Origin of the sequence: Burkholderia sp. 9120 (assembly GCF_000745015.1) — a bacterium.
In the GTDB taxonomy this organism is placed as follows: Bacteria; Pseudomonadota; Gammaproteobacteria; order Burkholderiales; family Burkholderiaceae; genus Paraburkholderia.
The window spans coordinates 4,266,741-4,279,870 of sequence record NZ_JQNA01000002.1 but is presented as its reverse complement, the minus strand read 5'-3'; the positions used below and the strand labels follow the sequence as shown (position 1 = coordinate 4,279,870).

General features: G+C 62.2%; 19 protein-coding genes. 2 read left to right on the top strand and 17 right to left on the bottom strand.

The window, feature by feature from the left end; translation table 11 throughout:
• The 16 genes from FA94_RS27270 to FA94_RS27200 all read right to left on the bottom strand — a co-directional run bounded on the left by FA94_RS27270 (position 1) and on the right by FA94_RS27200 (position 9,033).
• Positions 1-543: a phage tail protein I gene (locus FA94_RS27270; RefSeq protein WP_035557099.1), complete on the bottom strand. Its 543-nt coding sequence runs from the start codon at positions 541-543 to the stop codon at positions 1-3.
• On the bottom strand, positions 536-1,450 hold the full coding sequence (locus FA94_RS27265; RefSeq protein ID WP_035557097.1) for a baseplate J/gp47 family protein: 915 nt from the start codon (positions 1,448-1,450) through the stop codon (positions 536-538). Before FA94_RS27265 ends, FA94_RS27270 begins: the two co-directional genes overlap by 8 nt.
• Positions 1,447-1,809 (bottom strand): GPW/gp25 family protein, encoded by a 363-nt coding sequence (locus tag FA94_RS27260; RefSeq protein ID WP_035557095.1) that lies wholly within the window; start codon positions 1,807-1,809, stop codon positions 1,447-1,449. Before FA94_RS27260 ends, FA94_RS27265 begins: the two co-directional genes overlap by 4 nt.
• The gene (locus FA94_RS27255) at positions 1,806-2,495 is read right to left on the bottom strand and encodes a phage baseplate assembly protein V (RefSeq protein WP_035563163.1); all 690 of its coding nucleotides are present in this window, start codon (positions 2,493-2,495) and stop codon (positions 1,806-1,808) included. Before FA94_RS27255 ends, FA94_RS27260 begins: the two co-directional genes overlap by 4 nt.
• An 86-nt stretch (positions 2,496-2,581) precedes the next feature.
• Entirely contained in the window at positions 2,582-3,052 is a 471-nt protein-coding gene (locus FA94_RS27250; protein WP_035557093.1) for a phage virion morphogenesis protein, read from the bottom strand.
• Positions 3,052-3,468, bottom strand: a complete 417-nt coding sequence (locus FA94_RS27245) for a phage tail protein (protein WP_035557091.1) — start codon at positions 3,466-3,468, stop codon at positions 3,052-3,054. The genes FA94_RS27250 and FA94_RS27245 overlap by 1 nt, the downstream gene beginning before the upstream one ends.
• The gene (lysC, locus tag FA94_RS39570; protein ID WP_231585036.1) at positions 3,461-3,694 is read right to left on the bottom strand and encodes an Rz1-like lysis system protein LysC; all 234 of its coding nucleotides are present in this window, start codon (positions 3,692-3,694) and stop codon (positions 3,461-3,463) included. The genes FA94_RS27245 and lysC overlap by 8 nt, the downstream gene beginning before the upstream one ends.
• Positions 3,588-4,022 carry an Rz-like lysis system protein LysB gene (gene lysB, locus FA94_RS38810; RefSeq protein ID WP_035557089.1) on the bottom strand — a complete coding sequence of 145 codons (435 nt, stop codon included), beginning with the start codon at positions 4,020-4,022 and terminating at the stop codon, positions 3,588-3,590. Before lysB ends, lysC begins: the two co-directional genes overlap by 107 nt.
• Positions 4,019-4,825 carry an N-acetylmuramidase domain-containing protein gene (locus tag FA94_RS27235; protein WP_035557087.1) on the bottom strand — a complete coding sequence of 269 codons (807 nt, stop codon included), beginning with the start codon at positions 4,823-4,825 and terminating at the stop codon, positions 4,019-4,021. The genes lysB and FA94_RS27235 overlap by 4 nt, the downstream gene beginning before the upstream one ends.
• Positions 4,822-5,103, bottom strand: coding sequence for a phage holin family protein (locus FA94_RS27230; RefSeq protein WP_035557085.1), 282 nt, complete (start codon positions 5,101-5,103; stop codon positions 4,822-4,824). The genes FA94_RS27235 and FA94_RS27230 overlap by 4 nt, the downstream gene beginning before the upstream one ends.
• A 6-nt stretch (positions 5,104-5,109) precedes the next feature.
• Positions 5,110-5,451, bottom strand: coding sequence for a putative holin (locus FA94_RS27225; protein WP_035557083.1), 342 nt, complete (start codon positions 5,449-5,451; stop codon positions 5,110-5,112).
• Positions 5,452-5,476: 25 nt separating this feature from the next.
• Complete coding sequence (locus FA94_RS27220; protein WP_035557081.1) at positions 5,477-5,683, bottom strand: tail protein X; 207 nt, start codon at positions 5,681-5,683, stop codon at positions 5,477-5,479.
• Entirely contained in the window at positions 5,683-6,174 is a 492-nt protein-coding gene (locus FA94_RS27215) for a head completion/stabilization protein (RefSeq protein WP_035557079.1), read from the bottom strand. Before FA94_RS27215 ends, FA94_RS27220 begins: the two co-directional genes overlap by 1 nt.
• Before the next feature lie 138 nt (positions 6,175-6,312).
• A complete protein-coding gene (gpM, locus tag FA94_RS27210) occupies positions 6,313-6,957 on the bottom strand; it encodes a phage terminase small subunit (protein ID WP_035557073.1) in 645 nt (214 codons plus the stop codon).
• Positions 6,957-7,973: a phage major capsid protein, P2 family gene (locus tag FA94_RS27205; protein WP_035557070.1), complete on the bottom strand. Its 1,017-nt coding sequence runs from the start codon at positions 7,971-7,973 to the stop codon at positions 6,957-6,959. Before FA94_RS27205 ends, gpM begins: the two co-directional genes overlap by 1 nt.
• A 40-nt stretch (positions 7,974-8,013) precedes the next feature.
• Positions 8,014-9,033, bottom strand: a complete 1,020-nt coding sequence (locus tag FA94_RS27200; protein WP_035557068.1) for a GPO family capsid scaffolding protein — start codon at positions 9,031-9,033, stop codon at positions 8,014-8,016.
• A 153-nt stretch (positions 9,034-9,186) separates the two neighbouring features.
• Here FA94_RS27200 and FA94_RS27195 point away from each other — a divergent pair, with 153 nt between their 5' ends.
• Together FA94_RS27195 and FA94_RS27190 are read left to right on the top strand one after the other, a co-directional pair.
• Positions 9,187-10,965 carry a terminase ATPase subunit family protein gene (locus tag FA94_RS27195; protein ID WP_035563161.1) on the top strand — a complete coding sequence of 593 codons (1,779 nt, stop codon included), beginning with the start codon at positions 9,187-9,189 and terminating at the stop codon, positions 10,963-10,965.
• Positions 10,962-11,999 carry a phage portal protein gene (locus tag FA94_RS27190; RefSeq protein ID WP_035557066.1) on the top strand — a complete coding sequence of 346 codons (1,038 nt, stop codon included), beginning with the start codon at positions 10,962-10,964 and terminating at the stop codon, positions 11,997-11,999. Before FA94_RS27195 ends, FA94_RS27190 begins: the two co-directional genes overlap by 4 nt.
• A 9-nt stretch (positions 12,000-12,008) precedes the next feature.
• On the opposite strand, the gene FA94_RS27185 is transcribed toward FA94_RS27190, so the two are convergent.
• Positions 12,009-12,380: a hypothetical protein gene (locus tag FA94_RS27185; protein ID WP_035557064.1), complete on the bottom strand. Its 372-nt coding sequence runs from the start codon at positions 12,378-12,380 to the stop codon at positions 12,009-12,011.
• Between the last annotated feature and the right edge of the window lie 750 nt (positions 12,381-13,130).

Here is a 13,130-nt window from a genome sequence, read left to right as displayed (position 1 = left end):
TCATTTATCCGTAAGTGTGAGGCGGCGGTACAGGGCCGGCCGAAAGGCCGCTGCAACGCGTTGCGCGCCTTGAATCGAATAGCCTTGCGTGAAGGTGTAGTGAGCCTTGACCGGCTTCGTGCGGTCGATCTCGGCGATGATGTCGGCGACATACGCGGCCGTGGCCGGCACGCCGTCGCGCGCGCTTACGGTCATCACAATGTCGAACGTGCCAGGCACGCCGGGGGGCGTCATCTGGAACCATTCACGCAGCGCGATATTTCCGCCGAACGTGGCGACGACTTCACGCACGGCCGCCGCCGTGCCCTTCTTCCGCGCGATCGGGATCGCGGCCTTGACCCGCGCACGCTTAATCTGTTCGGGCCAGTAGTCTTTCCACGCGTCGACGCCGAGGTGCCACGCGAGCCACGGCAGCAGCGCGAGCGGGATCGTGTCCGGGTTCATCAGGTCGCGCAGCGGCGATTGAATGTCGCTGATACGGGCGTTGACGGTCGCGATATTGCGTTCATGCACCGTCGAATTCGGGGGCAGCAGGTTAGACATTGGCGTACACCCCGCCGTCGCGCAGATCGATCAGCGTGCAATACGCCGCTTCGGTCTTCGATACCGCGATGCCGGCGGTCGGGCTGATCAGATTCACCTTCTGCACGCCGGCCGGCCGCGCTGCGGCATAGATGCCGTCGAGCGTGATTTCCATGCCGAGCTTGCGCATCTCGCTGGTGTACTTCGCCATGCGCTTACGGGCTTCAGCAAGCGCCACCGAACGATCCGGCCCGGAAAAGAAAACCAGCTCGGCGATGACCGCGTAGGGTTTGATACCCGCGCCCTGCACTGTCACCCTGTCCGTGAGCGGGCGAACGTCATCGGCCTGCAGGTTGGCGGCGACCGTGCCGAGCAGATCCTGCGGCGCGGTGCCGTCGCCGTCGCGTGCGAGAACCGTTACCAGCACTTCGCACGGCGCGGGGCTTGTTGCCGAGGCATCCAGCACGCGGCCATCTGCATTGCGTGCATGCGATACATAGGCGCCTTCAGGGCCGGCAACGGAAAAACTTTGCGGCGCGAGCTGCACACGGGCGCGCAAGTCTGTATTGCCTTCCATGGTGGCCGGCACGTTGTTCGCCGGATCAGCCGGGGCGATAGTCAGCCGCTCGATGTTGAACAGGGCCGCGAGCTGGTCGAGGTCGCCGTCCATCGCATAGGCGAGCATGACCGCGCGCGCAGCGTCATTGACGCGCTGGCGCAAGGTGATTTCGCGATAGGCGTTCTCCTGCAGCAGAATCGCCATCGGCTCGGACTCGAGTTCGAGCGCGGCGGCAACGTCGGTCTGATCGGCGACCGGATACAGCGAGACGAGCCGCGCTTTGCGCTCGGCCAGCAGCGTTTCGAAGTCGATCGTTTCGACGATATCCGGGGACGGCAGTTGCGACAGGTCGATGGGGGTCACGCTCATGCCGCACCCCCATTGCCTACCTGAACACGGGCTGCGACAGCGTCGCCGGTGTCGGTGGCCGTGCCTTCGATATCGACGACCTGCACACCGGCGCCGGATTCGGTGGTGTCGGTCGAGAGCTGTACGCGGGTCAGGGTCAGGCGCGGTTCCCAGCGCATGAGCGCGGTCGCGATCGCGGCGTAGACGCGCACGCGCGTCGCGCCATTGTTCGGCGCGTCGATCAGGTCGGGGATTTCCGAGCCGAACGGCCGGCGCTTCAGGCGCGAGGCGAGCGAGGTCGTCAGGATCTTGCCGATCGACTGGTACAGGTGGGCCAGCCCAGAGATCGAGCGGCCGGTTTTAGCGTCCATGCCTTTCATTTGATCGGCTCGTCGGTCGGGGCGTATTCGCCGTGTGTCGGGTGTTTGTGACCCGATACGCTCACACCGGCCGCCCGCACGTCTTCAGTGAAGTCGGCGCCGCCTTCGATCGTGATCGTCTTGCCCTTGCCGCCTTTACCGGACATGCCGCCCTGGAAAGCGAATGCACCGATCACGGTCATTGACCGCTTAACGATCACGTCCGCGTCAAGCGTGACGGTGTCAGCTTTAACGTTAGCTTCTTTCGTATTGACGTTGACTGCGCCGGGGGCGGTCACATTGACGGTTGCGCCGGCGGGAAGCGTGGCCGAGAGGGAATGATTCGCGTGGTTGTATTCGACGATCGCGCCATCGGGATAAGCGCGCGTGTGCGTATCGGGGCTATTGCTCGGTGCCGGCGCAGCGTCGGTATTCAGGCCGCAGAGAACAACGCCCTGTGCCGGATCGCCCATCGGGCAGATCAGCACAACACCTTCGCCCTTCGTTGGCGGGTTCCATTCGCGCGTAGTACCAGCTCGAACCGACAGGAACGGCAGCCAGTTCGTTTGCAGGCCTTCGCCGTCCGGGTCGTCAGGGTCGCCGATCGACACACGGCATGTCGGCGGATTGCTGGCGTGATTGACGTCCATGATCGCGCCCTTGCGGATCATGTTGATAATCAGTCGTCGGAATTCGTTAGCGTCCATGCCGACCATGTTGCCGGCTGCATGCGCGCGAAGCGAGTCGCGGGTTATGTGAGGGGTGCGGGTACAGTTAGCCCCTGAAAACAGGGCTATTTTGTGATGTGCTTCAGCAGCAGATCGCGTATCAGCTCGCGATCCTGTGCCGTGAAACCGAGCAGCGTTCGCGCCGGGTATTTGTATTCGACGCCCTTCGGCGCGACCTTATCTCTAAGCCCGTATTGGTGGACACGCGCCACGCGCGAGACGCGGCCGGCGAATCCGACAGCAAGGCCGAGCGCGTCGGATTCGACATTGAGATAGCGCGTGGTGCGCAGCTTCGCGAACATCGCGGCGCGCTTGATGCGCCCCTTCTTGTCGCGCAGCTTGCCGCCCTTCCCTGTTCGCGGCTTGCGCGATTCGAACGGGCTTTCGTCGGGATTGCGCTGCGCGGCGATGCGAGTTTGCTGGCTGCGCCGCAGCTCGCGCGCCACGTCGCGGGTGACGGCGCGGCGGCCGGCCGGTTCGAGCTGCGCGAGCAGGCCGCCGGCCCATCTGTCGAGTGCCTGCAGATCGTTTTCCATCATCCGAGCCAGTGATCGGCCGAGTCGTCGACGTGTTTGATCGTGCGCGCGCCGCTCGCGTCGACCGATACAACGATACTTTCGGTGAGCTGCAGCCTGATCGACAGATCGACCGTTTCATTATTGAGAATGTCGGCTTCGAACGTAATGCCGCGCTCGCGTTCATCGGCGTTCGTGACGAGGTCCGGCTGATTGGCGCGCGCCCACTCGACGATAGCGATAAAGACGTGGTCGGAGTCGCCGGCGAAGTCCTGCACGATCGCATGTGCGGTGTACCGGTATTCGAACGACGGCGTTCTCGTGCCGGTCGCGAGAATATGCCCTTCGTCGAGGAAAATCGTCAGGCGCTCGGGATTGATCGCGAGTTCCGGGATAGCAGCGACAAGCGCCGCACGCAGGCTGGCCGTCTTAATCATGGGTGGCCGCCGCGTGCGTTGGTGCCGCTTTGGTCTGGCAGTCGAAAATCATATCTACCCTGGCCGCGCATTGCGCCCACGCGGCTTTGACCATGTGTAACGCGTCGTCGAGCTGGCCGTTAGTCGTCGGTGCCATCGCCGGCAGCGTGCAGCGCGTTACCGCCTGGCACTCTTGCAAGGTAATCTGCGGCGCCGGTGATAGCGGGGCTTGCGTGCATGCGGACAACGTCAGCAGGTAAATCACCAGCAGCCCACGCGCGGAATGCTGCGCTTTCATCGTTGTATCTCCTGATTTCGGCACGAATGCCGGCGAGCTTCGAGTCGATCGCCGAGTGATCGGCATCGAGCTTGCGCTGTTGGTTGGCCTTGTCGTCGGCGTCGGTGAGCAGGCGTTGAATGATTGCATCGCGGTCGGCCGCGCCCTGCCGCGCGTCGGCGGCCTGTTTTTGGGCTGTCACCAGCGCTTCGTGAAGCGCCGTGACGTACCGATAGCCGCCGTAGAGCGCGAGCAGCGCGACGCCGGCCGCGATGCACTTTGCGGCGAACGCGTTCATGCGGCCGCCCTGTTGGTGCCTGCGTACTTCAGATAGGCCTGTGCAAGCTTCGCGTCGTACAGGTTACGGGCGTAATCCGGCCCGTTGTAGCCCTTGGCGAACGCCGCCCACTTCCTCCCCTTCAGCGTTGAAAGCAAAGCCGCATCGGCCGCCACGTAGCGCACAAACAGATCGAGCTGATCGCCTTCGCTGTCCTCCATGCGTGCGACGAGTTCGTCGATGCTCGAATAGCCGAGCCGTTCCCAGTGATAGCCCATCACCTGAAACGCGCCCCAGCTCGCCGACTCATACGCCGCGCCGGCGTCGATCAGCTCGGCCGACGCGAGCCGCGAATACTCGGCCGCCTTGCCCATGTAGCCGCCGCGCGTCTGTGAAAGGATGTTCGGATACTTCGCGGCGATCGGCGCCAGGTCGATGCCGCGCGCCTGTAGCCGTTTCCAGAAGATGTGACGTTCGAACAGGATTGCCGGCCGGCCGTCGAGCAAAAAGCCAGATCCGTTCGATTCCACTTCGTTGACGGCACGCACACAGGCGAGCGGCACGCCAAGCCTGTCGGCCGCTGCGACCAGATCGGCGAGCGCGAGGTGTTTGGGGTCGCGCTGGCCGGTTGCGAGCGCGGCGAGCGTCTTGGGGCCAGCGACGCCGTCGTCGACGAGGCCGGTTTTCTTCTGCAACGCGACAACCGCGGACTCCGTGGCGTCGTCGTACAGGTGCGTGACGTCGAGCGGGTAGCCGGCGCGGATCAAACGGCGTTGCAACAGGCCGACGTCGTCGCCATGGTCGCCGAAACGGTGCGTCATCATGGTTCATTGCTCCAGAGCAGGCGCGCGACGTTGCCGCGCACGCCAAAGACAAACAGGGCCAGCATCACCGCCGAGCCCGCTTCGAAAATGCCGGTCGATTTCGCGTGTAGCGCCAGCTCGATCGCCGAGCCGCCCATGACGACGACAAGCGCCCAGGCGATCCATGAGACGTGGCGACGGTGCCGGGCGCCCTGCCGGCGGTAGGTCAGCACGCGCACGATTGCGGCGAAATAGGCCGCCAGCGCGATCAGCGCGATAGGGGTGAAGTGATAGAACACGGTGACCTACCCTCCTTTCCTGAACATCGCGAACAGGTCGAGCGTCTTGACGCGCTCGATCAGTTGCAGCGTGACGGTAATGACCATCGCGGCCGCGAAGAACGCCGCCACGCCGGTTGACCTGATCGGGGTCGCGTTGACGATCTCGGGTGCGGCCAGATAGCCCATCACCAGCGAAATCAGCATGTAGGCGAGGCGCTTGAACGCGCCGATATCCTTCGACGTGACGACAACGAGCGCGGCGCCCGTAAAGGCGCCGATCAGCGCGTTGCCGTCGATGCCCGGTGCGAGGCTCGCGAGGCCAATCGCGGCCGACAGTGCGAGGGTAGTGGTACTCGGTTCGGCCATGGTCGGCTCCGTGGGTTCGTGTGTATCAGTCAAACAGTTGCAGCAGCGGCGTCGACGTGTTGACGCTCGCCAGCTCGGGAAGAAAAACCGGGGTGCCGATCGGCAGGATCACGCCGTAGTCGGCGAGGCCCGCATTCGCTTCGAGGACCGCCTCAACGGTCCCATCGGTGCGGCCGTAGTGACGCCAGCACAGCGCGTCGACGGTGTCGCCCTGTTGTGCAATGACGATCATCAGATCAGCTCAATCGTGGAGCGCGACAGCCCGCGCATGTCGCTCAATGCCCAGCGAACGTTTCGGCGGGCTTCGCAGATCGTCGCTTCGAGGTCTTCAGCCTTCTGGCCGCCGGACTTCGTCGAGTCGAAATCGCGGTATCGCTCGGTCAGGTCGGCGTGCGCGAGATTGAAGACGGCGCGGCGATAGCGCGCGAGCTGCACACTTTCTCCGCCGATGTTCGGCGCCGGTACAGCGGCCAGATCGGTGCGACCGGCCGCAACGTGGCCGGCCTGCCATGTGGCCAGCTCCGCATTCACGCTCGCGATCGCGTCGAGCGCGGCGTCGCGCAGGCGTTCATACGTCACGGTGCCGTCGAGCCGCATCGACGCGCGCAAGGCGTTCATGTCGATGTCGGGAAACCAGCCATCGTTCGTGACGATCGCGGAATCGGCCGGCGAGCCGGGTGTCTGCGGCGTGGTGGGTTGTGCGGTCGCGATAAAGCTGTTCATGGAACATGGCTCAGAAAAATGATGGCGGTGGGCCGGCGTCGGAAACGCGTTTCCGTCAGGTGTTGCGTTTCGTCAGCCGGCGCCGCCATGCCGGGGGGGCTCCTTACTTGCGGCCAGCGTCGGCGCTGGCCGCATCGCTCAACTCGCTTCGAGTCGGGCAATGTCCTGTTTCACGCCGGCGCGTTCGTCGAGCTGCAACGCGCGGCGTAGATGGTCGAGGGCCGCAGCCCTGTCCGAATCCTGTAGTGCTTTTCCCAGCGCTTTATGCAGCTTCGCGCGCACCTGGTCGTGCATGTCGGCGGCGCTCGTCAGCGCCATCACTTCGGCGAGCTGGTCGGCGTCGAATGTGTCGCCGAGCTTGAACGCCGCTAGTGCGGCCTGCGCGAATTCTTCGGCGATCGCGGTCGCGAGCGGCCGGTCGTACTGGTCGGGCAGCGTCATCCGGTGCGCGATCGCATAGCGGGCGATATCCAGCGCGCCGGCGAAGTCGCCCGCGTCGACGCGCCAGATCATCACGGTTGTCAGCACATCGTCCTGCGCGCCCCGCCCGCCGCGCAGCGCGCCAGCGACATAGTCCACGTACTCGGGCAGCAGCTCGGCGCGCTTCACGTCGATCTTGCGTTCGATCGACTGGATCGCTTTCAGGCGCCGGCGGTCGGCCGCCAGCTTCGCAAGCATCAGCTCGTACGCGCTCGCGCCGGCGAGCGATTCGCCCTGTGCGGCCGAAGCTGCCGCCTGTTCGGCCGAGACGCGTTCGTAGTGGCGTTGGGCGGGGCTTTTCATTACGCGGCCTTCGGCATGAGCTCGATGTTCTCGGCCATCGCGCCGCAGCCGAAATCCTCGACGACATACGCGTCGTTGCTCGACTCATAGTTTTCGATGCGATCGCGCTTCGAGTTATCGACGATGTTGCGCCGGCGGCCGCCGTCCTGCGTGTAGATCGACAGGTTGTCGAAGCGGGTAATCAGCAGCGCATGCGGCGGGAAGAACGGCACGCTTGCCGCCGGCAGGCCGCCAATGCGTTTCTGGCTCATGATCACGTCAGCCGCGAGGGTTTCGGTCGGCGCCTGGGACGTGTTGACGATCGGGAAATACTTGTCGTGCATCAGGCCACGGCCGCAGAAAACGAACAGTTCCGTGTCGTCCTGATGCCACGGGTCCACCATGCTCGACAGGATGTCGAAAACCAGCGCGTCGAGGTTTTCGTAATCGCCGCCCTTGCCGATCTGAACCTTGCCGGCGGTCTTGCCTTCATGCAGCACGCGGGCCGCGGCCTGGTCGCGATACTTCTGCAACCACCCCTTGTTGACGTCCTGCAGCAGCGGGTTTTTCGTGCGGTCGGAAGTCGCCGCGCGCGAGGTGCCGTTGAAGCCGATCGTCATGCGGTCGAGCGCCTGGCGCTTGACGATCGCATCGCGCAAACGGGCCTGAAAATCGATGAATTTCGCCCACGCGTCGAGCTTCGAATAGGTGATGTGCGAATCGAAATTCGTCTGCGTGCAAACGTAGCCGTTCTCGTCGAGGTCGCTGACGTCAGTCGTTTCGCGATCCTGTTTCGTGGTGTCGGTGGTGCCTGCAATCGGCGCGCCGATCCCCAGGCCGAGCTTCGCGCCCTGCTGTTCGGTCACGCCAATCATGTTGACGCGTTTCAGGAAGTCGCTCGATTCCTGGATGCGGGTTTCAAGCTTCTGTTGAACGCTCGGCGAGACAGCGAATTTCAGCGTGGCGTCCTGAACGCCGTTCAATTGTTCGATCGCTTCCACATACTTGTTGAAAGCAATCCGGGTGTCATTGCGCATTTAATAATTCTCCGGGAACGGTGAGGGGCACGAATGCGGGTTAGCAGTCGGTGACAACAGCAGCAGGGGCGCCGGTCGCCGGCGGCCGTGTCGGCGTGTTGCTGGTCTTCGAAAGCTGCGTGTGCAGTTCGTCGAATGCCTTTCGATCGGCTTCGCGAAGCTCGGACAGTTCCTTGACGGTCTGCGTCAGGGAGGCCACGGCATCAGCCTGTTGTTTGCCGTGCGTGGCGAGCGTTTCAACGGCCTGTCCTACGTCGGCGAACCGTGTGTCGTCGTTGGCGTCTTTCTTCTTCGACTTGCCCAGCAGCTCGGCCACGCGGGAGAACAGCGCGCCAAACGCCGGCGCGGCGGCTTCGTCGAATTCGATCGTCACCGGGTCTTCGGCAGCGGTAAAAAGGTTTGTCGGCTTGAGCTTGCGGCTGGCGAACGGTGAGGCCGCCGGATTCTGCGCGGCGAAGGAAAGTACCTGCGTGCCGAGACTGGCCGGGCTGTCGGTCACCGCGAGGCCAACGAGATACGCCTGATTCGTGTCGGCGAAAGACGGATCGATTTCGCACGACGTGTAAATCTTCTGCTTTGCCTTCGTGAGCGCAACGAGGTCGGGCGTCGGTGCGATCTGCGCATAGAGGCCGAGCTTGCCAGCGAGCGGGCCGGTTTCATCGCGCGTTTCAAGCGCGATCACGTCGCCGTATGCCTTGAAAGGGCTGTCGGGGATGATGCCGCGATAGTGTTCGAGGTTCAGCCGCGCGCCGTACATCTCCGGGTTGTAGTTCTTCGCCATCTGCGTGAGCGATGCGCGGTCGATCGTCCGGCCGTCGCTCGTCGCACCTTCAACAGCGATACGGAAAAATCGGGTCGCCGCGTGCTTGACCGATTCGCCGGCGCCGGCCGCCGTAACGGAGCCGATCGCGAGCGCACCGGCGCCGAGGTGGCCGCCGATCAGATCGGCGTGGTTAAGGGCGCTACTCGCGGCGAGCGTTGCCGCGTGTGCGTCCATCGTAAAAGCGAATGCGATCGCCGGGACGGCGAACGACATAAGCGACAGCTTGCGAGATTGCATTGTGAGGTCTCCTGCAGGGTCTGAAGGGTTGGTTTGCGTGAGTTCATATCTTGCGTTTGCAAGCGCTGCGGCTCAACCGTTGGCGCATGTCCCCGATATGGGTACAGACGCATGGGGATGCTCTCGCGCGCGCGTCGCGAGAAACTTGGCGCCATGCTAGAAACCGCCGACATCACCCCTGTTCTTGAATCGAATGCCGACCCCCGCCGCATCGCTCGCGCGTTGTACTGGCAGGGATGGCGAGTGACGTCGATTGCACGTCAGCTTGAGTTGAAGCGCGCGACCGTGGAGGCGTGGAAACAGCGGGACGAATGGGACAAGGCGTCGCCGATCGAACGCATCGAGTCGTCGCTGGAAACGCGGCTTGCGGTGCTGATCGCGAAGCCGGAAAAGGACGGTCGCGACTTCAAGGAAGTCGATCTGCTGATGCGTCAGGTCGAGCGCATGGCGCGTGTCCACAAGTACGGGGAGACAGGCCGGGAAAGCGACCTCAATCCGAACATCGCGGCGCGCAACACGGCGCCGCGCAAACAGAAGGCCGCACGCAATGAATTCAGCGACGAACAGCGCGACCGGATCGTCGAGGCGTTCCGTGACTCGCTGTTCGACTACCAGAAGGTCTGGTATCGCCAGCGCGACCAGCGCACGCGCAATCTCCTGAAATCGCGGCAGATCGGCGCGACGTGGTATTTCGCCCGCGAGGCACTGGTCGACGCCATCGAGACGGGCCGCAACCAGATTTTTCTATCGGCGAGCAAGGCACAGGCGCACGTCTTTCGTCAGTACATGTGCCAGTTCGCGCGCGAGGCCGCAGACGTGGATCTGTCCGGCGAGCCGATCCTGTTGCCGAACGAGGCCATGCTGTATTTCCTCGGCACGAACGCGCGCACCGCGCAGAGCTATCACGGCAACTTCTACTTCGATGAGTATTTCTGGGTCGGCGGATTTCGCAAGCTGAACAAGGTCGCATCCGGCATGGCGATGCATAGCAAGTGGAGAAAAACGTATTTCTCCACGCCGTCGAGCATGCAGCATGAGGCCTATTCCTTCTGGACCGGCGACCATTTCAATCGCGGCCGCGCGAAGGCCGATCACCTGCATCTTGACGTCACGCACAAGGCGCTTGCGCGCGGCCGGCTTTGCGAAGACCGGCAGTGGCGCCAGATTGTGACGGTTGAAGACGCGGTGGCCGGCGGCTGCAATCTGTTCGATCTTGACGAGCTGCGCCTCGAATACAGCCCCGAGGAATATCTGAACCTGCTGATGTGTCATTTCATCGACGATACGGCATCGATTTTCCCGCTCGCGGACCTGCAGCGCTGCATGGTGGATTCGTGGGAGCTTTGGGAAGACTTCAAGCCACTGGCGCCCCGCCCTTTCGCATGGCGCCCTGTATGGGTCGGTTACGACCCGGCGCTATCCGGCGACTCGGCCGGCCTGATTGTGGTGGCGCCGCCGGCGGTGCCGGGTGGCAAGTTCCGCGTGCTGCACAAGGAGCAATGGCGCGGCATGGACTTCGAAGCCCAGGCCGACGCGATCAAGCGCGTCACGCAGGAATACAACGTCGAATATATGGCGATCGATACGACCGGTATCGGCCAGGGCGTTTATCAGCTCGTTCGCCAGTTCTATCCGCATGCGGTGGCGCTCAACTACTCGCCTGAGGTCAAAGGGCAGCTCGTACTCAAAGGCCTGTCGGTGATCGGCAAAGGACGGCTCGAGTTCGACGCCGGCTGGACCGATCTCGCGCAGTCGTTCATGGCGATCCGCAAAACCATGACCGCAAGCGGCCGGAAAGTCACCTATGAAGCGAGCCGCAGCGAGGAAACCGGCCACGCCGATCTTGCATGGGCTTGCCTGCACGCACTCGGCAACGAGCCGCTGGAAGGCGTCACCGCCAACAACACAGGTTTTATGGAGTTTTCCAATTGAGCAAACGCAAACAAAACCACGCGCGCGCCGCGGCATCCACCATTCCCGCAGAACCGCCAGCGCGCGCCGAGGCTTTCACGTTCGGCGACGCGATGCCGGTCATGGACCGGGCCGAGATTCTGGATTACGTCGAGAGCTGGTCGGCCGGTGAATGGTTCGAGCCACCGGTTTCATTTGCAGGCCTGGCGAAGTCTTTCCGCGCCGGCGTGCATCACAGCTCCGCCATCTACTTCAAGCGCAATGTGCTGTCGTCCACGTTCATCCCCCACAAGTTGCTCACGCGCGAGGAATTCGACAAGTGGGCGCTTGACTTCATGGTGTTCGGAAACGCCTATCTTGAGAAACAGCAGAATCGAATCGGCGGGACGCTCGCGCTTAAACGCGCGCCGTCGAAATACATGCGTCGTGCAACCGACCTGCAGCGGTATTTTCAGGTCAACGGCATCCAGGAGAAGCACGAATTTGCGGGCGGGACCGTCCATCATCTGATAGAGCCGGATATCAATCAGGAGGTGTATGGCTTGCCCGAATATCTGGGCGCACTGCACGCGGCATGGCTCAATGAGTCGGCGACGCTGTTTCGCCGCCGCTACTACGAAAACGGATCGCACGCCGGATTCATTCTCTACATGACAGATGCAGCCCAGAAGCAGGAAGACGTAGACGCGCTGCGCGAGGCGTTGAAAAACAGCAAGGGACCGGGCAATTTCCGCAACCTGTTCATGTACGCGCCACAGGGCAAAAAGGAAGGGATTCAGCTTATTCCGGTGTCCGAGGTCACAGCGAAAGACGAGTTTTTCAACATCAAAAATGTAACGCGCGACGATCTACTTGCCGCGCATCGCGTACCTCCGCAGCTTATCGGCGTCGTTCCGAGCAACACCGGCGGTTTCGGCGCCGCAGACACGGCCGCCGAAGTGTTTGGGGCCAACGAAATTGAACCACTTCAACGCCGCTTCACGCAGCTCAACGAGTGGGTCGGTGACGAGGTTGTCCGATTTAATACCTATTCCATCAAACGGGCGGCGGCTTAGGCGCAGCCGTCATTTAGCCTGCCCGCGTTTGCGCCGGCTTTGAGCTTCGAACGTTACCGCGTCCGGATTGCGGGCGTATTCTCGGACGCTTCTCGGTACAGCATCGTGTCGCGGTGTATCGTCGATATCGCCGACGCGTAGTACCTCCTGAGCGAGCACAATCCGCAATTCCATGATCGGCGAATCGCGGCCGACGAGGCTGCGATCAACCTCCCTCGCAAGCCTGACGGCTTCGTCGGCTTCGCCGCGTAGTCGCAGGAGCACGAGTCGCAAATACTGAACCTCCAGAATCAGCCGTTCGACGTCCCCTTCGCCGCGGTGGTCGCGCCACCAGTTCCGCAAGTCGTCAAGGGTTGGAGGGGTAAAAGCTGGGAGTTTCACGATAAGCCTCAAAAATACTGTGTAAACATACAGTACTTCTGAGGCTATGATATGCCCCCATTTTGACGCACTGGGTAAGCTATGACCCTTGAACCTCCCGGGCGGTGCGCGCGGCCTCGCAGACGACTACCGCAGACCGACGGCTCAGTTCGACCCTGAGCGGTCCATCACCAGCTCTGAGAGCGGACACTCAAGATGATATTGAGGCCATTTGTCTCAATCAATCCGCCTCGTCCGGCCGTTGATTCACAGCTCATATTGGCCGAAAGCAAGTGGTAATCCACAATCGCTATTATTCGACATGATGGACCTGATGCGATGCCCGAGTCGCTGGTGTTTTATCTAACGAAATTCAGATCGAAACTGCATATCAATTTGGACCACAAACGAACTTCGAACAAACCAATCAACCGGTAACCACCAATGTGCAGAAAGATGTTGTATGTCATTATGATTGGCCTATCAGTTCATACGGTGGCACATTCAGCGAGCATCATCGTAGATAAACATGTACCTCTGACATATCGCGTCGCAATCAAAACGCTTGGGCCGATCAGCAGATATCAATATAGCGGCGAAGTAGTAAGCAACGAACCCCCGCTTTCATATATATCATTGAAGTCGAAATTCGAGCCTCAAGTAATGTTTCCCTCGCCGTGGGGACTTGGGGGCGGAGGGGCGCAGGATCCACTACCATTACTTCTACCATTCCATCTACCGAATGCAGATTAGGACAGTCGTCGGCGGTCA